Origin of the sequence: Shewanella xiamenensis (genome assembly GCF_024971755.1) — a bacterium.
GTDB classification, from domain to species: Bacteria; Pseudomonadota; Gammaproteobacteria; order Enterobacterales; family Shewanellaceae; genus Shewanella; species Shewanella xiamenensis.
The window spans coordinates 2,411,152-2,434,683 of the sequence record NZ_CP079718.1; the positions used below are offsets into that span (position 1 = coordinate 2,411,152).

The 23,532-nt window shown below is 44.3% G+C and carries 23 protein-coding genes; 14 read left to right on the forward strand and 9 right to left on the reverse strand.

Features of this window, described 5'->3' with window-relative positions:
* The first annotated feature begins 10 nt into the window (after positions 1-10).
* From KXJ80_RS11905 to KXJ80_RS11920, 5 genes are all read left to right on the forward strand, one after another.
* Positions 11-694: a hypothetical protein gene (locus KXJ80_RS11905; protein WP_259474801.1), complete on the forward strand. Its 684-nt coding sequence runs from the start codon at positions 11-13 to the stop codon at positions 692-694.
* 96 nt (positions 695-790) lie between these two features.
* Complete coding sequence (locus tag KXJ80_RS11910; protein WP_259474802.1) at positions 791-1,003, forward strand: helix-turn-helix transcriptional regulator; 213 nt, start codon at positions 791-793, stop codon at positions 1,001-1,003.
* A 137-nt stretch (positions 1,004-1,140) separates the two neighbouring features.
* Positions 1,141-2,103 (forward strand): YfjI family protein, encoded by a 963-nt coding sequence (locus KXJ80_RS11915; RefSeq protein ID WP_259474803.1) that lies wholly within the window; start codon positions 1,141-1,143, stop codon positions 2,101-2,103.
* Positions 2,104-2,190: 87 nt separating this feature from the next.
* Complete coding sequence (locus tag KXJ80_RS22520) at positions 2,191-2,388, forward strand: hypothetical protein (RefSeq protein ID WP_510770854.1); 198 nt, start codon at positions 2,191-2,193, stop codon at positions 2,386-2,388.
* Between the two features lie 316 nt (positions 2,389-2,704).
* Complete coding sequence (locus KXJ80_RS11920) at positions 2,705-3,382, forward strand: inovirus Gp2 family protein (RefSeq protein ID WP_259474804.1); 678 nt, start codon at positions 2,705-2,707, stop codon at positions 3,380-3,382.
* Positions 3,383-3,528: 146 nt separating this feature from the next.
* Here KXJ80_RS11920 and KXJ80_RS11925 read toward each other — a convergent pair whose 3' ends face one another.
* From KXJ80_RS11925 to radC, 9 genes are all read right to left on the reverse strand, one after another.
* Complete coding sequence (locus tag KXJ80_RS11925) at positions 3,529-3,822, reverse strand: type II toxin-antitoxin system RelE/ParE family toxin (RefSeq protein ID WP_011071641.1); 294 nt, start codon at positions 3,820-3,822, stop codon at positions 3,529-3,531.
* Positions 3,810-4,094 carry a CopG family ribbon-helix-helix protein gene (locus KXJ80_RS11930; RefSeq protein WP_011716807.1) on the reverse strand — a complete coding sequence of 95 codons (285 nt, stop codon included), beginning with the start codon at positions 4,092-4,094 and terminating at the stop codon, positions 3,810-3,812. Before KXJ80_RS11930 ends, KXJ80_RS11925 begins: the two co-directional genes overlap by 13 nt.
* Positions 4,095-4,382: 288 nt before the next feature.
* Entirely contained in the window at positions 4,383-5,105 is a 723-nt protein-coding gene (locus KXJ80_RS11935; RefSeq protein ID WP_259474805.1) for a lecithin retinol acyltransferase family protein, read from the reverse strand.
* Between the two features lie 88 nt (positions 5,106-5,193).
* The gene (locus KXJ80_RS11940) at positions 5,194-5,760 is read right to left on the reverse strand and encodes a site-specific integrase (protein ID WP_218738601.1); all 567 of its coding nucleotides are present in this window, start codon (positions 5,758-5,760) and stop codon (positions 5,194-5,196) included.
* Between the two features lie 108 nt (positions 5,761-5,868).
* Entirely contained in the window at positions 5,869-6,276 is a 408-nt protein-coding gene (locus KXJ80_RS11945) for a DUF2787 domain-containing protein (protein ID WP_218738600.1), read from the reverse strand.
* Between the two features lie 189 nt (positions 6,277-6,465).
* On the reverse strand, positions 6,466-6,879 hold the full coding sequence (locus KXJ80_RS11950) for a DUF2787 domain-containing protein (RefSeq protein ID WP_218738599.1): 414 nt from the start codon (positions 6,877-6,879) through the stop codon (positions 6,466-6,468).
* Positions 6,880-7,087: 208 nt separating this feature from the next.
* The gene (locus tag KXJ80_RS11955) at positions 7,088-7,462 is read right to left on the reverse strand and encodes a type IV toxin-antitoxin system YeeU family antitoxin (RefSeq protein ID WP_218738598.1); all 375 of its coding nucleotides are present in this window, start codon (positions 7,460-7,462) and stop codon (positions 7,088-7,090) included.
* A gap of 142 nt (positions 7,463-7,604) precedes the next feature.
* Positions 7,605-7,967, reverse strand: a complete 363-nt coding sequence (locus KXJ80_RS11960) for a hypothetical protein (RefSeq protein WP_076500087.1) — start codon at positions 7,965-7,967, stop codon at positions 7,605-7,607.
* A gap of 40 nt (positions 7,968-8,007) precedes the next feature.
* A complete protein-coding gene (radC, locus tag KXJ80_RS11965) occupies positions 8,008-8,514 on the reverse strand; it encodes a RadC family protein (RefSeq protein WP_256931108.1) in 507 nt (168 codons plus the stop codon).
* 421 nt (positions 8,515-8,935) lie between these two features.
* Here radC and KXJ80_RS11970 point away from each other — a divergent pair, with 421 nt between their 5' ends.
* From KXJ80_RS11970 to KXJ80_RS12010, 9 genes are all read left to right on the forward strand, one after another.
* Positions 8,936-9,781, forward strand: coding sequence for a WYL domain-containing protein (locus KXJ80_RS11970; RefSeq protein ID WP_218738597.1), 846 nt, complete (start codon positions 8,936-8,938; stop codon positions 9,779-9,781).
* A gap of 3 nt (positions 9,782-9,784) precedes the next feature.
* Positions 9,785-10,594 carry a Wadjet anti-phage system protein JetD domain-containing protein gene (locus KXJ80_RS11975; RefSeq protein ID WP_259474419.1) on the forward strand — a complete coding sequence of 270 codons (810 nt, stop codon included), beginning with the start codon at positions 9,785-9,787 and terminating at the stop codon, positions 10,592-10,594.
* Positions 10,591-13,533 carry a hypothetical protein gene (locus KXJ80_RS11980; RefSeq protein WP_218738595.1) on the forward strand — a complete coding sequence of 981 codons (2,943 nt, stop codon included), beginning with the start codon at positions 10,591-10,593 and terminating at the stop codon, positions 13,531-13,533. The genes KXJ80_RS11975 and KXJ80_RS11980 overlap by 4 nt, the downstream gene beginning before the upstream one ends.
* 1 nt (position 13,534) lies before the next feature.
* A complete protein-coding gene (locus KXJ80_RS11985; RefSeq protein ID WP_218738594.1) occupies positions 13,535-14,926 on the forward strand; it encodes a hypothetical protein in 1,392 nt (463 codons plus the stop codon).
* A gap of 12 nt (positions 14,927-14,938) precedes the next feature.
* Positions 14,939-15,541, forward strand: a complete 603-nt coding sequence (locus KXJ80_RS11990; RefSeq protein ID WP_218738593.1) for a condensin complex protein MksE — start codon at positions 14,939-14,941, stop codon at positions 15,539-15,541.
* Positions 15,542-15,794: 253 nt separating this feature from the next.
* On the forward strand, positions 15,795-16,730 hold the full coding sequence (locus tag KXJ80_RS11995; RefSeq protein ID WP_218738592.1) for a restriction endonuclease: 936 nt from the start codon (positions 15,795-15,797) through the stop codon (positions 16,728-16,730).
* A gap of 107 nt (positions 16,731-16,837) precedes the next feature.
* Positions 16,838-20,137 (forward strand): helicase-related protein, encoded by a 3,300-nt coding sequence (locus KXJ80_RS12000; protein WP_218738591.1) that lies wholly within the window; start codon positions 16,838-16,840, stop codon positions 20,135-20,137.
* Positions 20,134-20,835: a DUF4391 domain-containing protein gene (locus KXJ80_RS12005; protein WP_218738590.1), complete on the forward strand. Its 702-nt coding sequence runs from the start codon at positions 20,134-20,136 to the stop codon at positions 20,833-20,835. The genes KXJ80_RS12000 and KXJ80_RS12005 overlap by 4 nt, the downstream gene beginning before the upstream one ends.
* The gene (locus KXJ80_RS12010; protein WP_218738589.1) at positions 20,832-23,516 is read left to right on the forward strand and encodes an ATP-binding domain-containing protein; all 2,685 of its coding nucleotides are present in this window, start codon (positions 20,832-20,834) and stop codon (positions 23,514-23,516) included. Before KXJ80_RS12005 ends, KXJ80_RS12010 begins: the two co-directional genes overlap by 4 nt.
* Positions 23,517-23,532: the final 16 nt, after the last annotated feature.

The window sequence follows — 23,532 nt, forward strand, 5'->3', positions numbered from 1 at the left end:
TGCAAAAGATTTGCGGATAAATTCTCAGTCTTATTTCTATGACTATAATTACAATATTAAATTTTTCTTTACAAGAAAAAGCTTTAAATTTTTATCCAATACACATTTTATTGTAAATGAGCTAGAAGACTTACCAACTAAAATAGATTCAGTTTATGTTTTTGAATGTGATATTCTTTCATTTGTTAATCAATCTTTCGAACGAGAGATAGATATTCCTGACATTCCCGAAACAAGTCCTTACTATGTTAAAGATTTCCTAAGTAATAAATCCGATCTGGACCAATTATCTATCTTAGGCTTCCGTTACTATTGGGGGAAAACGGCTAATCCGCCCAAAGTTAAAGGATTGGTAGAGTTGATTATGAATCAACTCGGTTATGCTCAAAAAAAGGCAGAAGCGGCGGCTTTTTTTCTCAACCCTAATCCCGATGGCCTATGCGGTAAAGATAAAACCATTGCAGATGGTTGCCAGTTTCCATACTTAACTTACTGCCTCGAGCGTTTTTGGCATAATCAGGAAAAATACAATAAAAATATTACAGCTGAAATTATAGCGTTTTTAGAGAGAAAAGAAGGAGAAGAAGAAGGTTTTTCGAGTGATAATGCTAAATACGCAGAATTAATTTTAAGACCGAGTAAATTTCTTAGGGGGCAAAAAAACGTATATAATACAATGAACAATACACTTTAGGTGAGCAAAATGGACCGTTTTTACCCCGTTTATTCATGCTTGATAACCATCTAATCTCAGGGTTGTAGACGTTTATTCACAACTCTGAGGACGATTATGAACACAACTCTCACAAGCAATTCCATTATTAGACTGAAGACCTTGGTTCAGCTTACAGGGCTTTCGCGTTCAACTATCTTCGATAAACTCAATCCCAAATCCCCCAGGTTTGATCCACTTTTTCCGCGAAAAGTTTGTCTTGGCGCTCGTGCCGTAGGCTGGTACATGCAAGAAGTCGAACAGTGGCTGCAAGGTAGAAGATTTTTCTGACCTTACGAGTAATTAACTTTTAAAATAAAGGTGGTTTATGAATTATTCCCGATATCCCAATTATTTTCCTATCTCGGATGGAAATTTTCCAAATTTAAGTGCTGCTCCCAATTAATAAAATATGTCCTGTGTCAATATTGGCAATTACGATAGCCGAATCTGGTGAGCGAAAATCAACTGTTGAAAGCCAATATATGGAAGGGCTTAAGGCAGCACAAAAGGAATTACTGATAGAATTCCGAAGCATACTTAATAAATATAAAATAGAAAAGGAAATTCATGATGAAGAAACGGTGAGGCTAAGAAGACGCCTATCAAAGGAAAAAGATGATGAAAAATATGAATTAGCACTTAATGAATTGCAAGCACATCGTGATGCTGAACCGATAAAACCAAGAGCACCCAAATTTCTTTATCAGGATATAACCAAAGAAGCATTGCTTTTAGGATTATATGAAAACTTACCAAATGCATTTCTAGGTTCGGATGAAGGTGGGGTTTTATTTAAAAGTTCTATTATGCGAAATTCCCCAGTTATTAATTCATTCTGGAGTGGAGGGGATGTCAATATAGATAGAAAAACATTAGAGTCTTTTGTGGTGTCTGATGCAAGACTAACGATGCATATCATGACTCAATGGAGTGCATTGCAAGATTTTCTTGGTCGGTCGAAAGATGATTTGAGGGGAAATGTTTTTTTTGCTCGAGCAATAGTGACTTGCCCTATCTCTTTATGTGGTTACCGACAAGTTAGTGGATTTGAGTTTTCTAAGAAAGCGACTGAAAAATTTAACGATAGAATAAAGCAGTTACTATTAAATGTCATTGCTATGGAAGATTATAGGAACAGGGTCACTGTCACATTCTCAAATGATGCTAAAAATGTGTGGCTAGATATTGCTAATGACATCGAAATTAAAATGGGCCCTGGTGGCATGTATGAATGTGTAAAAGACCATGCATCCAAGGTGCCAGAGAACATTGCCAGGGTTGCAGCCTTGATCCATTGTTTCGAACATCCGGGTGATTTTAAAATATCTGTAGAATCCTTGTGGTTAGCCGTTGAGTTGTTAAGTTATTTCTCAAGAGATTTTATGTGAGTCTTTTGTCCTCCACCTAAATATGTGCTAAATGCATTTGCGCTGTGCGAATGGCTGAAGCCATTTATTGCTTCTGGAATAAGATACATGAGGAAAAATTATTTTTTACAATGCGGTCCATACTGTATTCGTAAAAAAGCCGAATTACAAGCCGCATTAGATTATCTAAAGCAAAGTAACAAAATGGAGGAAATTATGATAGGTAAGACTAGGGTAATAGATTTATTTTTCGATCTAGAACCTGACAATGGTCAACTAGCTGAAAATCTGGCGCGCTATTCATGAGCTGTACTGTTTAAATCATAATATATCGCTTTAATTTTTATTATACTATGCATATTAATTCAGAGTGACTATAACTGTTGGTTACGGTTAGTTTTATTGCATAAGTTTAAAATGTTGTTTTAATCTGGTTTGTTTTAGATAGCTTTCATTTAGGGTGTTAATAGTATTATATCTGTGTTTTATATGTTGTTTGCTTAATTTTTTAATTTAGTTGTCTGGTGTGCTACATGGGTGTTTTTATTCATCGGAATTAGTTTATTAATTTCGAGTGGTTAACTACACCCTTAAAATAGTGATTGGGAAAGGAGAGTTAGAAATGGGTACTGATTTTAATAGAAATTTAACGGTGCTAACAACACCTCAATATGATGGATTACACACACTTTCACTTAAGCATGGTACAATTGAAGAGTATTTATTTAACATTCGCTCAGTTATGGATTGCGTTGTGCAGAATTATTCAAAGGTATTTGCGGTAAGAGTTGATCTACGATTTCCTGATATGTTTGAATCGGGTGATACAGCAGTGATCACCCGTTTCTTCGAATCATTGAAAGCCCAGTTAAAAGCGGATTATCAGGCGAAACTGCGAAACACAACTGACGGTCAGGTTCATGCTAGTGAGTTATTTTACATCTGGGTTAAAGAGATCAGCGGAAGGGATAAGTGTCATTACCATGTCTGTTTGTTCTTCAATGGTCATGCGTATAAAAGTTTAGGAAAGTTTGAATTGGGTCGGGCTAATATGTATAACCGCATACACAAAGCTTGGGCGAGTGCACTAAGGTTAGATATTTCCCATGTTCAAGGGTTGATCCATTTCCCAGAAAATGCTCAATATTTACTGTGCCGTAACCAAGCTGATTTCACTTACATTTACCAAGACTTGTTTAAAAGATTAAGTTATTTTGCTAAAACTGACACGAAAATTTATGGGAATGGCAATCACAACTTTGGTTGTAGTCGTGTCTCGGGTCGGTTACAAAGTTGGTGATTAACTTACTTAGCATGATTGCTGCTAGTACAAATAGGGACGTAAAGGGCAAGGGGCTCAAATCCCTTGCTTTTGTCTTTATAGAGAGCAGCAGTATATTCATAATTGCACATCCATGAGAAAACCTCTTTGCTGATGCATCTCTATCAATATCCGGCTTCTTTTTGGTGGCGGATACACAACACGGTCAATCGTTCGCCGCCATCATACTGGTACATTGCCAGATAACCCGTATCACCAAAGTCGATCAGTAGTTCCCTAAAGCTAAAGTCATTGTCATCGATAGGCCGGCCAATGTCTGGATAGCTTTCCAGTTTTCTAATGGTATTGATTATGGCGCTGGCAGCCCGTTGTGCGGCAGGGGGATTTTTACTGCGAAGAAACTCACGTAAGCGTTCTAAATCACGTAATGCAGTGGCAGTGAAGACTATTTGTGGCATGTAGGGGCTGCCTGTTCATTTTCACTTCCCCAGGACTCCAGCCAACTCACCACTTCGTCACCGGTGACATGCAAGCCTGATGTCTGGTGTTCTTCCCATGCGCGTAACGCTTCTTGCTGCAAAGCTTCGCGTTTCTCTTCTCTCTCAACGTATTCACGGATCGCTTCACGCATCATCCAGTGTGATGAACGTTTACGGGTTTCGGCTAAATGCTCGACTCTGGCTTTAATATCGGCATCTAATTTTACCGACACGGGTTTGATTGTGCTCATCTGTTACTCCAGAGGTAATCCTTAGTACTACTAGGTAATACCTTAGCATAACGTGGTACAAAAAAATAATGATTACTCGGTTTACTCGTCTGCTCGAGCAACGCCATAAAGCTCAAGGATGATAGAAGATAGTTTGTATCGCTTAACTGGGCACTAATGTTACGCCGTCATCACGCTAATCTTCAACGTAATCGCAATAAGGATAAAAACGATAGCGGCGACATGCCGCTTCGTTTATAGGGTTTGGCTAATGTGTGACTGAGTATTCTCAATATTGCAGGTGAAGTATCATGACCTTAACCAATGCCATGCATCGGCTATCAGCCCAGCACCGGCTTTTACGCCATTGATGCCCACTTCTGCTGTCGTCAACACGGTGTTTAAGCCAGTTTCTACACTGCCAGTGACGAGTTTGATCCCCGGATCAGTTATTTCACCTTGGCGTAAACAAGCATAACTCTCACCCAGAGTTTCGCTAGTGCCTTTTAGTAGGCATTCAGCAGGTTTAGCCACAAGATCTCCAGGCGTCCCTAGTAGCGTGTTAACGTTATCGGGTAGCCCAAGGTATTCGCCGGTCATTTTGATGGCGGTAGAGGCTAATACGACGTTTGCGACAGTCCCCGCTGCCAGCCTTGAAGCGGTACTCCCCAGTAAGCCTGCTCTGGCTGAGCCTTGCAGCGCCATGTGAGTGAGATTACTCACTTGGTTAGAGGTACTGCTCCCCGCTAAGCATTCATTAACGAAGTGCTCACAATTGTTGGTAGCTACGCCGTATGGACTGTGACCCAGCTGACTGCGTGCAAGCTCAATGGCTTGATGGGGAAACAGGCTGGACTTTTTCACTCTAACGCTATGACCACCAGCAAATTGCTGCAGATCGATTTCTTCGATGATGCCCTGTTTAGATAAGTGGATCACATGGCCATGGCCCACATACAGGCCGTGGTGTTCGGTTAAGCCAAGCGGATCGATATTGGTGACCAGATGATCACCGGGTTGAAATGTATACATGGTATGGACTCCAAGTAAAATAACGCAGATAACCTTAGGACGCATCTGCTAATGGGTTGCATCGGGTGAAATGGACGTGCTGATTGACTCAGATTTCCAGCTCGACAAAGTCCTTATCGATTTGCTGCTGAGTAATGCCGATATAACGCAGGGTGACCGCTTCTGATTGATGCCGCAGCATGCGCATCACCCGGCCAATGTCTTTGCAGGCTTGATACAGGTGATAGCCGCGGGTTTTACGCATCGAGTGGGTGCCCAGGGCTAACTTGATATCGTCACCGACAAAGGCAAACGCTTTGGCGACCGCGCGCCGTGTCAGGGGTTTCGCGGGGGCCTGCAGGTCTTTGGCTTGGCTCGAGCGGTGGGATTGGAACAGGTAGATATGCTCAGGGTGACGCTGGTGGATCGCCTCAATCAATGCCAGCGTCTTCGGGTTGAGCTTGATGCTGGCGCGTTTACCGGTCTTCTGCTCAATGATATTTAAGCGGTCGCCGTTGATATCGCTGAACTTGATGGCCAGTAAGTCCGAGATCCTAAGGGCCAGGTTAAGGCCGATATTCCAGACATCGGCCATCTGCTGACCAAAGTGACGTTCGAGCAGGTAACTGATAAGCTTGATGGTGTCGCGGTTCTTGACCGCTTCGACTTCGTTCATGCTGGGTTCCCTCAATTAGCTATGTGATGAATGTGGGCACCAGCACATCGCCAACCCGCATCGGGCCTGCATTGCTTGGTTCCCAAAATACCTTTGTGGGCACCAAGTTCAGTCGGCGCTAACCTGAACCTGGTAAACCTCCATCTCGAGGTAGTTGCAAAAGTTCTCCAGCAGCAGCCGTACTAGGCTGTCGGCATGTTCGAGGTAGCAACGACCAAAGAAGCTGTTGTAGACCTGCTTCTCCTGAAACAGCACTTCCATTTCTTTCTCAAGCTCCGGGAAGGGCCCGCCGCAGTAGGCAAAGTCAGTGAAGTAATTGAGATACCAGCAATCACCTTGGCGGTAGAGATTGATTTCGACGGGGTGATAACCGCCGCTCTCATAGCTGTAGTCAGGATCCCGGTAGTTTAGGGTGACGATGTTGAGGTTAGGGTTATTGAGGGCTGCCAGTTGCCGTTCTAACAATTCATAAAAAGGCTCTGGCAGTGGCAGGATAGTTTCGCGATGTATTTTCATGGTGGACTCCAAACAAAAAAGCCCGCGAACGACAGGCGTTGCGGGCAGGGTAGGTTGTTAACGACAGGGGCTTGTCGCAATGAATTAGACTGATTAGCGCGGGAGTGATGCGCTTGGCCTGTTGATAGCGATAGAACTGAAACCGGTAGATATGATTAGGATGTTCGCGCGAAATGAGGGCGAGGCTAGTTAATCCAAACTCACCTGCACTTGATAGACTTCCATGTGGTAGTAACTAACAAAGTTATCGCTGAACAACTTAATCAGCCCCTGTGATTCCCGCTCCCCAATCCAACCGCTAAACAGGCTATAAACCTGGTTGCTGTTAAAGCAGATATCGATGTCTTTAACCAGTTCTGGGAAGGGATGACCACGAAAAGCAAAGTCGGTGACGTAGACTAAACGCCAGTGATCTTGCTGTTTCTCAAGCCTGACTTCGACGGGATGAAAGCCACCCGCTTCGGCGCTGTAGTCTGGGTCTCGAAAATTAAGGGTGATGGCGTTGGCGTCTTTTGGTGTGACTTCAGCCAGTTCCTTTTCAATCACTTGGTAAAAACGATCGGGCATCGCTGGCTGTTGATTACGCTTGATGGTTAATGTCATGGGATATTCCTTATTTAAAAACGGGCATAAGCAAGAGCTAAGGCGCAGTTACGCCTTAGCTCTTGCTGTCTATGCGGTTTGAAAACAGTTGTTGGTCGAGCCGTTTAACGTGAGTCGCTATGGGCTACTTGTTAGGGTTATTAAGCTGGGGGGGAGGGCTAGGTGCTTACAGTAAGGGGATTAGTACTGGCTCACGAGTTAGAACAAGTTATCGAGTCAGGGCGAGGTTGCTGGTGGTCAGTGGCTTATCTTCGGTTTGATAAATCGCAATATACAAATAACCGTGACTGCCAAGTGTGTCGGCCTCACAGGTAAAGCCAGCGTGTTCAATGCTCACGCAGTGCTGCTTGGTGGCATCAATCTCGCCTTCGGCCACCAGCCGTTCAAGCTCTTTAACCATAGCGGGAAAGGCCTCGACAAATTGTTGTTTAATTGCTGGTGGAAATTCACCAACAAAACTGGCGCGGTCATGGAGATAATCCAAGTGTAGACCGCGTAAAATCAGTCTCGCACCAAAGCGGGGGGACACTTTACGGGGCAAGCCCCAGGCGTGCTCAATATCGAAAAGTTTTAGGGTTGTCATAGTGACCTCAATGGTTGAACGATGAAACTAAGGGAATGGCTTGCTTGTTAGCGGACTAGCGAGAGCGGTGATAAATGCCAAGGCGAGTACAAACGCTGAATACAGCTGGCTAGGTAGCTGGATATCGGGCAGGTAATCGTTTTTAGGTATGCACACTCCAATTAGGCTGTTCATTACTGCCATGGTTAAAGTACACCCCGTTGATCACCCTTTGCCATTCGCCTGTTGGCACACCATAACTATCACAGGGGCAAACATAGCGGCAAAAGCTGATCTCCTTGGGCAAGTGTTCAACCACATCACGGTGAAACACACTCAATACGGTTTTATGTAGCTTTGGATTCGGTGCCACAATCGGCTTGCCAATCACTTGACCCATGGCATTAAGTGGCCGCACAAACATAGGCAAAATGAGCTCAACCGCTAAGCGGTTACGCAGTTCAGGAAATGCGGCGCAGGCTTCGGCAACACAGGCCTGTGAAAAGCTATCGGTAAATTCAATCATGATGAACTCCTTGATTTGGCGTTATAGGTTTAAACGCTGGCTAGAGTAAGCCGCACTCAGCAAAGGACACTGGCGTGCGGCCAACCACGATATGATCAAGCACGCGCACATCGATAAGCGCTAATGCATCGGTTAACCGTTGAGTGATGTGCTTATCTGCTGCTGAAGGCTCAGACTCCCCGGAGGGATGGTTATGGGCAAAAATCACCGCAGCGGCATTGACAGCCAACACAGCCTTAACCACCTCCCGTGGATAAACACTGGCAGCATCTAAAGTGCCAAAGAACAACTCTTTAAACTCGAGTAATTGATGCTGATTATCGAGCAGCATTACCGCAAACACTTCCCGCTCATAACCACCGAGTTTGTAAGTTAAAAAATCCTTAGTGGCTTGAGGGTTGGTATAGGCGTCCTTCTTCACATAGCGTTCGGCAATAATATTGGCGGCAGAGGCGAGAACCTCATCGGGAGTCTGCGGCCATTGGTTGATCGGCTGGTCTATCGAGTGGTTTGGTTCAGTTTTGGTGTGCGTCGCTTTTGTTGGCATATCAGACTCCTTGAAAGCATTAATGGGCTTATGCACAGGAGTGATATATATCTGAAATGATTTCGAGATTGGAGTACTGCGGGATATTACTTGATGCGCAGTAGCTTAGGTACATCATGAGATTGAAGAGAGGAATTAGAACTAATGAATGAACGTGATGACGAATAGGTGACTCAGTTCCGCGAGCTTCGGTGTCTATGCAATTTGGTTTGAAGATTCATTGTCGGATTCGACACTTTTGGAAATCTCGCTAATTAAATGTGTCTAGGAAATCTGTGGTGATTTGGCATATATCCCTGTTCTATTGGAGCGTTCGTTTTTTGACTGTAAAACCACTGTTTAAAAAAACATCTTTACATGTCTAATAAGTAAGCATTAATCTATATCTTAAAAACGTATACACGATAATAATAGGTACAAATTGGACTTAACACCTCAACTATTACAACGATTCAAATGTATAGAGCTACTTTCCTTTTGGGAAGGTGGCGTAAATGCGACTCGACTATCTCGAATTTTTTCCATTGGGTCGAATGTAATTAACGCTGCACTTGTCAGGTACCGAAAGCTACATCCATTTAATCTGGCTTATAACGGGAAAGATCCAGAAAAGCTCTTTGTCATTACCTCTGAGTTTGTGCCGCAGTATATTTCGGGAAGTTGGGAGGAATACGTAAAGGAAATACTCCTAGTTAGTACAGAGCACACTTCACAGACTTATTCTTCGAATGCATTCTTCGTTGCTCCACCAGCCGTTACGCAAGTATCACATGAAACGACATCCATATTGCTCAAAGCAATCCGTACTCATCGCGACGTAAAGATATTTTACAGAAGCCGTTCTGAACCTAAAGGTCAAACAAGGCGGATTACCCCGCATGCTATTGCCTCGGATGGCATCCGATGGCATTGCCGAGCCTATTGCCATTTGAGATATCGATTTTCGGACTTCAATCTGTCTCGTATCGAATCCATCACATTAGGTGAGCGGGCCGAGATAGATACCACAGACGATAGTGCTTGGCATACTGAAGTTGAAGTCACAGTTGAGGCGCACCCAAAGCTAGACCCGGCAGTTCGTGAATTGGTGCTAAGTGATTATGGCCAGTCTGGTACATTTACATTTAAAGTTCGTGGAGCCATGCTCGACTACACATTGCAGTATTACCGGATAGGGAAAGACCAAGCGAAGACATCACCGCTGGAAAACCCATTGGTAGTGCAAAATTACCATGAAATTGAACCGTACCTATTCAAGGATGAATAAATTATGAACTTGTATGGTTATTTGGATGCCATCGCTAGAAACAAGCCCGTTAATGGCCCTCGTTTTAAGCATATGCTCGAAGCTCAGGATGTTAGTTTAGAGGCTCTTGGTAAGTTACGTCACATAAAGGGCGACACCTATAAAGTAGATGTAATAAACGGTTCCCTGTTTAATATACTGCTGCTTCAATTTAAGCCACCAGTAAACCGCGTAGAAGCTGCCGTAAAAGGTAATTCACATAGAGTCGGTACAACGACGTCGTATTTGTTTGCAAAGCGCCCTAATCGTGAATTAGTGGCCATAGCGTGTGCGCCCGATTCTGATTATAGTCAAAATCATCAATTTAGTGACTGTACCGATGCGGTCCTTATCGAAAACAGTGAGTGTTTTACTTACGCTGACGACTTTCTACGGGCTATGGGGTTAGAAAACACCAAGCCTGCAGTGGTTATTTGGTCTCAAGGCAAGGGCGTTACCCACTCCGAAACTTTGAGATTCTTAGCCAATAACTTTGAATCTGTTTACTACTGTCCTGATTACGACCTTGAGGGGATCAGGATATTTCTAACGCTCAAATCCGCCCTTGGTAACAAAGTAAAATTTGTACTGCCAGATGAGCTTTTATCGCACCCACAAAGATACCTGCCAGGTGCATCGACCATTGGAGCATCTCCGCCGAAATCTCAAGAAGATCTTTTCACTGCTCACAGCTTATGCGTTGAAGCCGGTTTAGATGATATGGCCAATTTTTTCACAAAAAACCTTAGTTTCGTCGAGCAAGAAGTTTTCTTAAACGGGATGGTAAAAGCATGAATAACTTGTTTGTAGTCAAACCCACTAAACTCATTGCCGTAGACTCTGCATCCATCGCTTATATCGAAGTTCCTATCGACGAAACGATTATTCTTCTTGGCACTGGCAACTGGGGCAAAAGCAGCTTGATTAATGCAATGCGCTTTTTCTTGCTCCCCGAAACGACGTTGGCCAACTGCGCTACTAAGTTTGCGTTTCTTTCTTCAAAGGACACTAGCCAGAAGGGTGCTTACTACAGCAAAGATGAAGTTCGGGATCATTATTTTCCATCTGAACATAGCAGATTAATTCTTGAAGTTGAACATCGGTTGAGTGATGGCACCCGTCGCCGACATTGTCAGATAATTGCTGGTGGTAATGACTACCAAATCAATCGTTATTTCATCAATCAGCCGTATGATGATATTCAGCATCTGTTTTGGGATAAAACGGACGAAGGGGCAGGCGAACGGCCGAAAAACATCTCAGGCAGAAACCTACTTTCAGCACTAAAAGAAGTGGACCGTTCAGCAATCCAAGTTAAACAAACAGAAAGCCTGATCCGCCACCTATATGACGCTGGGAACTTCATGAACAAGCATGAACCGTGTTACGTCATATTTCCTTTGAAAGACCTCTCCGATACAGCCGTTGAGTCTGTACGTTCGCTGGTTAAACTTATCTTCAACCAAGATAGCCACTCGATAACTATGATGACGGGTGCCGCGGTCAATCAGCGCAATCAAAACAACGATAATAAATTCATGGTTGATGTACAGAAGTTAATTCACGAGCACACTGACATCGAAAATAAAAAGCAACATATCAGGCATCTCAAAAGCCTTAAACCGGAGTTCGAAGCGCTAAAATCCAAGTACCAAGAACTGAGAACAGAGCATGAGCTGGACATATCTTTGGCAAGGCTGATCATTGAGCAGCGTGCAGGGGCTGAGCTAAGCAACCGTTCTCTATCATCGGTAATAAGTGAAATGACTCCGCGCCAAAGCCACCTCCGAGAGTATGTGGAGATGAAATCTCAGCGAGAAGGTGAAATCAGGATTAATGATGCCCTTATTGATGGTGCAAATACGGATTTAGAAAAAATAAAAAAGCGAATAAAACACGCTGAAGACTATCTACTTCGCTATCCAAGTTTAGATGCGGATACCGTTAAAGTGATAATTGAAGAGGAACTTCTGCAACACCGGGAGGATCTTCAAATCATCATCGATGTCGACACTCGAAATAGAAAAGTCAGAGATATTAAAGAGAAAATTGAAGCAAGAGAATCATCGCTAAAAATACTGATTGAGAAGCGAGATAACTTCGGGTTTAGCTTAGTGTCGCAACTGCCCGATGAGCAGCTTGAACTACTAATGACCCTTAATCCGAAGTTATTTGATGCTAACCCTCTCAGAACTCTCTCAGAATCGGAGTTGAAAGCTTTCGATTCGATGTATGGGTTGTTTACCCCTCTGGATAACGGCTTTAAGTTCTTCAACGTCGATCTGCTTCACTCTGCCTTATTTTTGTCAGAGCAAGATAGCCTTCAGGACCGTATTGATAACGAGAGCCAACAGATTGAAGAACTCAAAGACAAGCTCTATGACCTCTGTTGCCAGAACGACAAACAGACATTACATGATCTATCTCAGATTAAGCGCTTGGAACAAAACATTGAAAGTGCTGAGCGAGAGCTTAAATCAGTCAAACGCCTAGATTCAGACCGGGAGGCTCTAACTGAAACCAATGAGAAAATTTCTAACTACATGCAGAAAAATGAAAAGCTGACTACCCAATTATCTGAAGTGATAAAAAGTATTGAGCATCAAAAAAGTGAATTAGCAAAACATCAAGTTGCTAAGGAGAAGGTGGAAGCCTCTTGTGCAAAATTTGAACGTGCGCTTGAGATGATCAATGCGTTTCTACCTCGGTACCCAAGAGTTGAAAAAATCATTGAGCTATCCTCACCAGACATTGAACACGAGATCGCAGCCATTGAGCCAGCAGAAATCTGTCAAATTGAAAGCATGAGAACTGCTATTGAGAAAGCCAAAGAAGCAAGGGATTTTGTCATAAAAGCGCTGGTGAACATGTGCGCCCAAAGAGTAATTGAAGATACTCAAGGCATCTTGAAAGGAGAACAAGAAACAACGGCCTCAGCAATCCACAACACTTTCACTGAGCTAGAAACCTTATTTAATCTGTTGGAAGATAACGAAGACCAATTGCGGCGTGATACGGAGATCCACAATAAATACATCCGTAATCGATTAGATAGAATGAAGCTTGCCCAGGAAACCATTAAGTCCACTGTCGACGGGATTAATCAGGAGCTGGCCGAAGCATCAATCAATGATTTAGAGGGTGTAAGACTAAGTGTTGTGCTCAATGGCCCATTTGAGGACCTAGTTAAATCCTGGATTGAGTTTGACGACTTGGACCCAAATAACTCTTTGCCAACATCTTGGTACAATCGATTGCAGGAGTTTATGTCATCTGAAGCTGTAACCCTAGACGGAAAGCTTCTGATAGATAACCTGATCATGTCTGCCGGCTATGAGAGTAAAAAGCCTGGAAATCTGTGGGAAAAGAAAACCCAGTCAACCTCCACACAGCTTCTCACGTCAATCCATTTCTGCAAGATATTTCTCAATAGACTCACGCCATCAGCTTATACTTTAGCATTGCCACTTATCATGGATGAATGTGGTCAGGTGTCTTCAGAGCAATTCAGACCGATTATCGACCTACTGTACGAAGATGACCAAAGCATTATTGGGATTACCACTCATGGTAAAAGTGGCGGCATGATTGCTGAATTCGGTAACTTCCAAATTTTGGATGAGATGACATCCGGCAAACCATATCATCCGAGTAGAGCTAAGGTCAGTTTCCCCCGAGTCCAAGAATACTTAAGGCGAGTGCTCCATTCGACACAAGATGAATTGGGGTTCTAGTATGGCCGAAGTTAAAAAGCAATTTGGCTGCGTAGAAACAATTCAAAAATTATTAGTCTATCGAGACGTATTGTTTGATGTGATCAAGTACATGGATGTGAATCGAACATCATCTATACCCGAGTTCGAGTTCCAAAAGTATGTACTTCGGATGCCCGCGTCGAGCATAAAAGAAGCAGCAAAGGAACTCTTAGCTGTGTTCGACATCGAGAACTTAAAGCAATCAAGAATATTAACCGATCAGAAAATGCTCGATGGTCATTCCGTGATTATGTTTAACCCTCATGTGATTGGCCTATTTCGTCTCTGTGAAACCAGCTTAATCCGTTCTCTGAACGTACAAGCGCTTAACAACGCGATGAGTCCGATTTGGGCAATGATGAAGTCTCATACTGAAGGCAAGTTGTCCTTGGTGAAGGGCTGTGAAGACTATCAAGAATGGACAGATGAGTTGATTAACCATCTAAGTGACCTTATCGGCAGGATCAAATCTAACATCGATAAGCTTCAAAACATGAGCATGTTGATTGAACAACAGGCTTGTTCATCTACTGAGATATCACGACAATTTGAACTTAAGAAAGAAATATTTAAGCGCGCATCTTCGATATATCGCCGTGAGATAAAGCCTCTTGTGACATTTCTTGGCCGGCACGCAAATTATGACCAGGGGAGCGGGATAACAAAGTGCCTAGAGTTGTTTGCGTCGATATTCAAATCAATCGACGATAGTGTGCTCGCGGATATGATGCTGACCTACCATGTACAGTTTTGCGATATGCATACTCCGATTAAGCAAATCGCTGATGAAATAAGCGTTTTCCTCAAGAAGAGCCGTGAGGCGTTAATTGAACAGTCAGGTATTGAGAAGGCATTTGCTGATCTTGAAGCTGCATATCAGCAAACACTTTCCACGGACATGCGAAACAAGTACATCGATTTGCGCAAGCTTAAACAACTTTCAATGCCTACCCGCTTGCCCGCAATTAACAAGCCAATGCCTTTGCGCATCGATAAGGAACCATCTTACCTTAACAACGTATTCATTGAGATTGAGCAAAGAGCACATCGAAGCAATGAATTTTTAGATGGCGAGATCCTATTGTCCGAGTTAATCGATAGAAAGAATGTTTTGGAGATACAGCATTCACTGGCGGTACATAAATGGTCGAAGAACCATCACTGGCCACTAGGGGAAGATTGCCTTCAGATTGCTCTGAATGAAGCTTCAAAGCATGTTCCAGATTTCAAAATGCCGGATCTGCTTGAAGTGCTTTCAAGCCTCCAATCTGATCCTAGGTTCAAAATTCTCGTCACCAACGAGTTCAAGACCGTTTCCGACAACGAATACAAAATTAACTACCGAGTAAGGCAATTGTCACTCGTGAATTAAGAGACCATGAAGATGGAAATGAGCAACACGTTTTATGAGGTAAAGGAAGAGTATTCACAGGAGATTTTCCGGTTGTTTACTACTGGTTCAGTAATAAACAAATGCCAATACATGATGAATACGGGAAGAATTACTGAATCACCTTTTTACCTAGAACTGCTGTCTAGATTTGACCATTACAAGCTACTCTATCGTCATCTAGGATATGAGCTTTTGCACGATAACAACGGTGAGTTTTATTCGTTACGACCACTGAAGGACTTTGATAGTGATGAAGATCAGATTGACGAAACATCAATCAAAATTGTCGCAATCCTCACTCTGATATCCAAGGAAATCGTCACCCGAGGTCAACGATTAGAGCTGCTTGAGAATCCAGTTGTTGGACTAACTTCGCAGGACTTGGACTCAATGGCGAACGATGATAAATGTAGTGCCATTCTTTCCTCATTAAAATTGAAGTCACCGACAGATGCAGTTGAGTTCCTTCGAAAAAGGGGATTTGCCTTCAAAGTTTCAGACTTTCGACTTGTACTTAGCCGAGGTGCAATGTCCTACATCGATGTTTTGATACAGCGTGAAAATGAATTGAAGGCGGAACTAAATGACATTTGATATATGTATTGTAATTTTTGCCTTATCGCTTCTTAGATGACCAACATTTTACTGAATTTAACGTTAATAGTGTTTTTACAAAGACTGTGTGCTATCTCTCTGGATTAGATAGAACTTTTCTGACAAAATCTTAAAATTATGTATATCAATCTAATAGGTTTAATTGATCTCTGTTGTGCATGATATTGAATAGCTATTAGGCGATTACGATTGCAGTTTTTGCCACAAGAATAATAAAAGGTGAGGCACAGGGATGGTCGATACAATTCCAAGCTATGAAGAGATGATGCCAGCGGTGCTTAAGGTGCTAGCTGACGGGCAACAAAAACCACTGAAGCAGGTTTATGATGACGTTACAGTCCTATATGGCTTTTCAGAAGAGCAGTTTGCGCTCACCTTGCCCAGTGGTAAACAAACCTACATTCGTAGCAGGGTTGGTTGGGCTAAAACCTACCTGGTTAAAGCGGGACTTATCCATCAACCTAAGCGTGGTATCTGCGAGATAACTAGCAGGGGAAGGGAAGCTCTGGCGAGTGGTCAGCTTATTAATAACGATTACTTATCTCTGTTTGATACCTTTAATGACTTTAGAAGTGCCCACCAAGAGCAATCAACAGAACAAGGCAAAGTAGAGCGTTATGCCAGTATCAGTCATAACGATAATACTCAAACCCCAACAGAGTTAATGTCGCAAGCCTTTGCCGCCTTAAACTCAGCACTTTCCGATGAATTAATTGAACAAATCCACACTCTATCGCCTAAGTTTTTCGAGCAGTTGGTGGTTGATTTAATGTTAGCCATGGGGTACGGCGGCAGTCAAAAGGATGCTGGTCAAGCAACCCAATACAGTAACGATGGTGGTATCGATGGCATCATCAAAGAGGATAAACTCGGACTCGATTCCATCTACCTGCAAGCCAAGCGCTATTGTGACAACACCGTCGGTAGGGCGGACATCCAAGCATTTGCCGGGGCGCTTGATATGCACCGTGCCCGCAAAGGGGTATTTATTACCACCTCCAGCTTCAGTAAAGACGCCCGCAAGTTCGTCTCATTAATTGAAAAGCGCATCGTGCTCATCGATGGCCGTGAACTCGCGGCGCTCATGATAGAGCACAATGTTGGGGTTTCTACCCGTGAGCTTTACGCCGTTAAGGCAATCGATTCAGATTATTTTTTGGAAGAGTGATGCAGCCTTGTTATGGGCACATCTTATTGCATAGTAAATCTGCATCTTAATAGTTACCACTACGAGTGGCGGTCAACAAATAGTCGAATAAGAGAGGCAAGGTCTGAATGGAACTGATAGATAACATTAATCGGCTACTTGGAGATGACCTAAGGCTGACCCTTAAACCGGGTGCTCGACTGAAAATCGCCGCTTCTTGTTTTTCTATGTATGCGTTCGAAGCATTGAAGGCTGAACTGGAGAAAATTGATGAGCTTCAATTTATCTTTACTTCACCGACGTTTACCGCCAATGAGGTGACAGACAAGATCCGTAAGGAGCGCCGAGAATTTCACATTCCCAAAGCTGATCGGGAACGCAGCTTATATGGGAGCGAATTCGAGATCCAACTGCGGAATAAGCTCACCCAACGAGCGATTGCCAAAGAGTGTGCGGACTGGATGAGGCGTAAGGCTTCGTTCAGGTCAAATCGCAGTAAAGCCCCGATGCAGCAGTTTGCGAGTGTTCAAACCAGTGATGAATTAACGGCGTACATGCCATTACATGGATTTACCGCCGTAGACCTTGGTTATCAGCCTGGCAATGCAGTTTCCAACTTCGTCAATAAAATGGACGAACCAGCGTTTACAGCTACTTACGTCAATCTTTTTAACCAGATATGGCAAGATCCAGAGAAACTGGAGGATGTGACCGCGCAGATATGCGAACACATAGAGTCGGTATATCAGGAGAACTCACCGGAGAGCATTTACTTTTTAATGCTCTACAACATCTTTAGTGAGTTTTTGGATGATATCAATGAAGATGTGTTACCCAATGATCGTACTGGTTACCAAGAAACGCTCATATGGAACAAGCTCTTTAACTATCAGAAAGATGCTGCAACAGGCATCATCAACAAACTTGAGACCTACAGTGGCTGCATTCTGGCCGACAGTGTTGGTTTGGGCAAAACCTTTACTGCCTTGGCAGTCGTCAAGTATTACGAATTGCGCAACAAGTCGGTGTTGGTGTTGTGTCCCAAAAAACTTGCAGACAACTGGCTGAATTACAATCGTAACCTTAAAACCAATATCTTTGCGCGTGACCGATTCAACTATGATGTGCTTTGCCATACTGACTTAAGTCGTACCAGCGGAGAATCCTTTGGGACACCGCTCAACCGTATCAACTGGGGCAACTATGACCTGGTGGTGATAGATGAGTCGCATAACTTTCGTAATAACGATGCCTACAAAGACAAAGAAACCCGTTACCAAAAGCTAATGAACAAGGTTATCAGGGAGGGTGTTAAAACCAAGGTGCTGATGCTTTCTGCTACACCCGTGAATAACCGCTTTAATGATTTGCGTAATCAATTGGCGCTGGCTTACGAGGGAGAGTCCGAAAATCTCACCAAGAAGCTACGTACCGAAAAGACGGTAGAAGAGATATTTCGTGGTGCTCAAGCGAGTTTTAATGCTTGGGTAAAATTACCAGCTGAAGAGCGTACAGCTAGGGCGATTCTTGGCTCTTTGGACTTTGATTTCTTTGAGTTGCTCGATAGCGTCACGATTGCACGATCACGAAAGCACATCCAGACTTTTTACGATACCAAGGACATAGGGCAATTCCCTGAGCGCCGCAAACCATTATCATTTCACAGCCCACTCACTAATCGAACTGATGTGATGAGTTTTAATGAGATTTTTGGGCAATTATCTCAGCTCAAACTCGCAGTGTATGCACCGATTAGTTACGTCCTGCCAAGTCGACTCAGAAAATACGAAGAGATGTACGACACCCAGGTGAGTGGGGGCAAGGGTAAACTCAGGCAAGCGGATCGCGAAAAGAGTTTGCAGGCGTTGATGACCACCAACCTATTAAAGCGCTTAGAGAGCTCAATTGAGTCATTCAGGTTAACGCTCAAGTCCTTGCGTTCAAACCATGTAAATATCTTAGATAAGATTAGCGCCTACAATCAGAGCTCAGAAGCTTCTGGGACCGGCTATAGCGTGGGAGACCTGACTGATCAGCTGGAGAACTTGGATGCGGACGATGACGATCTGCCTTTGACTGGTGATACCGAGATTGGCGGAAAGATCAAAATCAGTCTGGCAGACATGGACTTGCCTTCGTGGGAACATGAGCTGAAAGTTGACTTGGAAATTATTGATGCTCTGTTGACATCGATGTACAAAATTACACCAATCGATGATGCTAAGCTACAACACTTAAAGACCTTGGTGTTAAGTAAAATAAACACACCTTTGAACCCCGGCAATAAGAAGATATTGATTTTTACCGCGTTTGCAGACACCGCAGACTATCTCTATGCCAATTTGGCGCCTGAGTTGTTGGCAAATCAGGGTTTGCACAGCGCCAAAGTCACAGGGAAAGGAGCGCCACAATCAACGCTAAAGAACAGTCAGTTAAAGAAAAGTTATGATTTCCAGGAGTTGCTAACGCTTTTCTCACCGCGCTCCAAAGAAAAGGCCGTTGTATTGCCCAACGAACCCGCCGAAATCGACTTGCTTATTGGTACCGACTGTATTTCAGAAGGTCAGAACCTTCAGGATTGTGATTACCTGATTAACTATGACATCCACTGGAATCCCGTTCGCATTATCCAGCGGTTTGGGCGAGTAGATCGTATTGGTTCGTTAAACACCAGTATTCAACTGGTGAACTATTGGCCGGATATCACTCTTGACGAGTATATCAACTTGAAAGAAAGGGTTGAGAGCCGGATGATGATTGCCGACGTCACAGCAACTGGGGATGATAATGTGCTCTCAGCACAGGCAAATGATGTTACTTATCGCAAAGAACAACTGCGACGCCTTCAGGAAGAGGTCATCGAGCTCGAAGATCTTAAAACCGGTGTATCAATAACTGACCTTGGACTCAACGACTTCAGGATGGATTTACTCAACTATGTGAAAGCACATGGTGAGCCCAAGCACATCCCTAATGGCATGCATGCTGTTGTGTCAGCAAACCCGGCGTTAGGTCTTGAGCCAGGGGTTATTTTTACTCTTAGAAATCGCAACCCTGATGTGAATGTGAACCAACACAACAGGTTACATCCTTATTACCTTGTCTACATTGCGCGTGATGGTAAGATTATCAGCGATCATACACAGGTAAAGCGTCTGCTTGACCTGATACGCAGTGGCTGCAAGGGGCAAGTAGCACCAATCTCTGTTGCCTGTCAGTTCTTCAACAAACAAACCAATGATGGCAGAGACATGCAGCCATACTCTGAGCTACTTGGCATGGCAATCCGCTCGATGATTGAAGTCAAAGCAGAAAAAGATCTCGATAGCCTCTTCAACGTTGGAAAAACCACAGCGCTGACCAACACCATCGCTGGATTGGATGATTTTGAGCTTATTACCTTTTTGGTTATTCAGGAGACTGAATGAGTAATGCTCTGGCGGCAGTCACTAAGACTGCCTTGATTAGCTATCCCAAACAGGCTGAGTTTGGCCGTGTGGTGCCCAAGAACAAAATTTATGAGCACAGCGGTGCCAATACGAAGCAAAAAGAGCTGTTTATTGAACAGGTTGAACAGATAGTCTGGCAATACAAACTTGCGCCGGAAACCATCAACCTGCCAGCTAAACCAGACGTGCCAGAACTGCAAATTTTTAGCATTCAGCTAAAAACGCCTGAGCTCAATTGGGATGTGCTGCGCTGCATCGATGGCGCAGTACCGTATCCGATTATCTTTGAGCTGAGTTTTGCAGGTAGAACACAAGTGGTTGCTGCGTACAAACGCACACATGACGCAGACGCCAATCGTTGGGTCGTGTCGGATTACTTCGCCACTGCTTGGTTACCAAGCGACAGTGTCAGGGCTCCTATGCCGACGACACTCAATTTAGGATTGCTGTACGAACAACTCCTGATGCGACTACTCCCGATAGTAGCAAGACCATATGAACCCCTCGCTGAACTGCTTGAAAGGGTCGTTCAGGTAAAGGCAAAGCAGCGTGAGATGGAAAAGGTTGCCAGTAAACTTGCCAAAGAAAGGCAATTCAACCGCAGGGTGGAGATGAATTCATTGTTGCGGCAGCTGACAAATGAGCTTGAACAATTGACTGACAGGAAGGACGTATGACACTGGACCTAAAAGCTGAGCCTATGCAACATATTGAATTTGTTTCTGACGAAGCGTTAGATCAGATGGACCGCATTGCTGACAAAGCAAAGAGCAAACTGCAAGGTGGGTCTACTGTGGGCTCAGACTCTTTTGCCAGTGTTAACACCTTGATGGGCACCGACGCAATCCAAAACCTTGAACAGATTAGCGCGGCAAATCGTGAGAGTTTCCAAACACTAGTTAAAGAGCCAGCTATTGCTCGAGTCGTAGCAGAAGATGAAGATGGGCATCGACAGACTTACTATATCTGCCGTGCGGCCGCACTATCAGGCTTTCTTAACCATACAGGGTACCTGACAGAGAAGGGACGGCTTGCTGCTTTGCCTGTAGGTGAGGAATTAGAGCTTAAAGATGGAAGCTATTTGACGGTTATAGAGCGAACGCGACTTTACCCAACTTTGAGCGCCGATGGTTGGGATTCGTTGAATACGGTTTTTGAAACGGATGAATTCAGCCCAACCACCGTTAAATCCATCAGAGCTTTGTTCGTAAGAACGATTGGTGAAGAGGCTACAGAAGACCTTCTGAGTCAGTTACTTGCCGATGAAAGCCTCAAAGACAATATTGTAGAGGGTCTCCGTCGTAGTGTTATTACCAAAATGGGGTTAAGGGATCAGCCTATCCTCGATCAATACCAGGATGAGATTTTTCGTCTTCCATTAGACCAACGCTTGCTGATTATAGGTCCACCGGGGACGGGTAAAACCACAACGTTGATCCGTCGTCTGGGCCAAAAGCTCGATACTGCCTTTCTGGATGAGTCAGAACAACGCTTGGTTGACACCGTCGCCTCCAAGCAAGGGGCAGCACATGCTCACAGTTGGCTCATGTTTACCCCGACAGTGCTACTCAAGCAGTACCTCAAAGAAGCCTTTGCCCGAGAAGGTGTTGCCGCTCCGGATCCAAACATTAAAACATGGCGCGATTACCAACGAGAACTGGCCCGGAACACATTCGGTGTTCTTCGGGGCACCTCAGGTAGCGGTTTTATTCTCAGAGAGAATTTGAACAATCTGCAGCAACCAGCAATTGAACAACCTATTCAGTGGTTTAATGAGTTCAATACCTGGCAGCTTAACACTTTCGTACAGGAGTTGCGTGATGCCGCGAAGCAGCTGATTGGCACCCAACTCTCCGACGTTAACCGACTGGGATCGCGCCTTCAAGACATAGTGTCAAAAGAGGCTGAAGGTTCAATGGCGGCCATGTTGAGCATGTTGGTCCAAGAAATCCCTAAAATACAGAATATTGTCAGTCAGTTGAAAGAAGTTTCCGATAAGAAGATAAAAGGGTCTTTAAATCGCCAGTTAAACAGTGACAAAAGCTTTATCACCAATCTTGGTGTCTTAGTTGACAGTCTGCAACAGCAAGCCAACGCCGGTGAGTTTGATGAAGACCCGGACGAAGAGGAAGAGGAAGTCTTAACGCAGAAAACCCCGATAGAAAAAATTGTCGCTGCATACAACGCAGCGGTCAGTGCTCATGCCAAGGCTACAGCATCAAAACGTGCACTAAGTAAGAACTCGCGCAATGGCAAGATAATTGAGTGGCTGGGGGAGCGGGGCCTAATGCAGGCCGAGAGTGTTGAAGTCGGTGCAAGCCTTCTGATACAGACCAGTGCGCGTCGATTCGTTAATCCGGTTAAACGTTATCTTGACGGTATTCCCAAACGTTATCGCTCTTTCCGGCGAGAAAGTCAGCCAGCAAACCGCTGGTATCAGGAAGGCAGTTTTGATGCACGTGATATCCATCCTTTGGAGCTCGACATCGTCTTGCTTGCAAGCCTCAGGGCCGCATGGGAATTGTTGAGTCGCCCTAATGTGCAGCGGGATATTGATGAGCCTGCATGGTCAGCGCTCAAGCCTATCTTTGGGCACTATCGCAACCAAATTCTGGTTGATGAAGCGACGGATTTCTCGCCTGTACAACTAGCCAGTATGGCCGCACTGACACACCCTCAGCTGCGTTCATTCTTTGCCTGTGGCGATTTTAACCAACGTCTCACCACCTGGGGGGCACGCTCAGTTGACGAGTTAAAGTGGGTATTCCCTGACATTGACATCAAAGAGGTGTTAATAACCTACCGCCAAAGCCAGCAATTGAACGATTTAGCTCATGCCATGATCCGGGTGATGGGCGGTAACGAGCAACATGCCAGTTTACCTGCACACATGGATAACACCGGGGTGGCGCCAGCGCTTCTGGAAGACGCCGGGACGACAGACAGCGTCGTTAACTGGCTTGCGGATCGTATCCGTGAAATCGAGCAGTTTGTTGGCGAGTTACCGTCAACCGCAATCTTTGTTAACAGCGAGAGTGAGGTATCACCTGTCGCCGCAGCACTGGACCAGGTGCTGGCGGAGCACAACATTCAGGTGGTTGCCTGTCATGAGGGCCAGGCCGTAGGACAGGAGAGCAGTGTGCGGGTTTTTGATATCCAGCATATCAAAGGGTTGGAGTTTGAAGCGGTATTTTTTATCGGCATTGACCAGCTCGCAGCCGAGCAACCGGCCTTGTTTGACAAGTACCTGTATGTAGGAACAACCCGAGCTGCCACTTATTTGGGGATAACATGTCAGGAGAAATTGCCCTCTGCGATTGACAGTTTGCGTTCGCATTTTTGTCAAGACTGGCAATGAGCTGACTAGGTAGATT

Coding starts and splice junctions, on each gene's coding strand:
- KXJ80_RS11945 (WP_218738600.1), bottom strand. CDS start 6,276: ATGAAAATACATCGCGAAACTATCCTGCCACTGCCAGAGCCTTTTTAT.
- KXJ80_RS11940 (WP_218738601.1), bottom strand. CDS start 5,760: ATGAACGAAGTCGAAGCGGTCAAGAACCGCGACACCATCAAGCTTATC.
- KXJ80_RS12000 (WP_218738591.1), top strand. CDS start 16,838: ATGGAACTGATAGATAACATTAATCGGCTACTTGGAGATGACCTAAGG.
- KXJ80_RS11925 (WP_011071641.1), bottom strand. CDS start 3,822: ATGCCACAAATAGTCTTCACTGCCACTGCATTACGTGATTTAGAACGC.
- KXJ80_RS11990 (WP_218738593.1), top strand. CDS start 14,939: ATGGAAATGAGCAACACGTTTTATGAGGTAAAGGAAGAGTATTCACAG.
- KXJ80_RS11995 (WP_218738592.1), top strand. CDS start 15,795: ATGGTCGATACAATTCCAAGCTATGAAGAGATGATGCCAGCGGTGCTT.
- radC (WP_256931108.1), bottom strand. CDS start 8,514: ATGCCAACAAAAGCGACGCACACCAAAACTGAACCAAACCACTCGATA.
- KXJ80_RS11980 (WP_218738595.1), top strand. CDS start 10,591: ATGAATAACTTGTTTGTAGTCAAACCCACTAAACTCATTGCCGTAGAC.
- KXJ80_RS11950 (WP_218738599.1), bottom strand. CDS start 6,879: ATGACATTAACCATCAAGCGTAATCAACAGCCAGCGATGCCCGATCGT.
- KXJ80_RS11910 (WP_259474802.1), top strand. CDS start 791: ATGAACACAACTCTCACAAGCAATTCCATTATTAGACTGAAGACCTTG.
- KXJ80_RS11930 (WP_011716807.1), bottom strand. CDS start 4,094: ATGAGCACAATCAAACCCGTGTCGGTAAAATTAGATGCCGATATTAAA.
- KXJ80_RS11960 (WP_076500087.1), bottom strand. CDS start 7,967: ATGATTGAATTTACCGATAGCTTTTCACAGGCCTGTGTTGCCGAAGCC.
- KXJ80_RS11920 (WP_259474804.1), top strand. CDS start 2,705: ATGGGTACTGATTTTAATAGAAATTTAACGGTGCTAACAACACCTCAA.
- KXJ80_RS11955 (WP_218738598.1), bottom strand. CDS start 7,462: ATGACAACCCTAAAACTTTTCGATATTGAGCACGCCTGGGGCTTGCCC.
- KXJ80_RS22520 (WP_510770854.1), top strand. CDS start 2,191: ATGAGGAAAAATTATTTTTTACAATGCGGTCCATACTGTATTCGTAAA.
- KXJ80_RS11975 (WP_259474419.1), top strand. CDS start 9,785: ATGAACTTGTATGGTTATTTGGATGCCATCGCTAGAAACAAGCCCGTT.
- KXJ80_RS11985 (WP_218738594.1), top strand. CDS start 13,535: ATGGCCGAAGTTAAAAAGCAATTTGGCTGCGTAGAAACAATTCAAAAA.
- KXJ80_RS11935 (WP_259474805.1), bottom strand. CDS start 5,105: ATGTATACATTTCAACCCGGTGATCATCTGGTCACCAATATCGATCCG.
- KXJ80_RS12010 (WP_218738589.1), top strand. CDS start 20,832: ATGACACTGGACCTAAAAGCTGAGCCTATGCAACATATTGAATTTGTT.
- KXJ80_RS12005 (WP_218738590.1), top strand. CDS start 20,134: ATGAGTAATGCTCTGGCGGCAGTCACTAAGACTGCCTTGATTAGCTAT.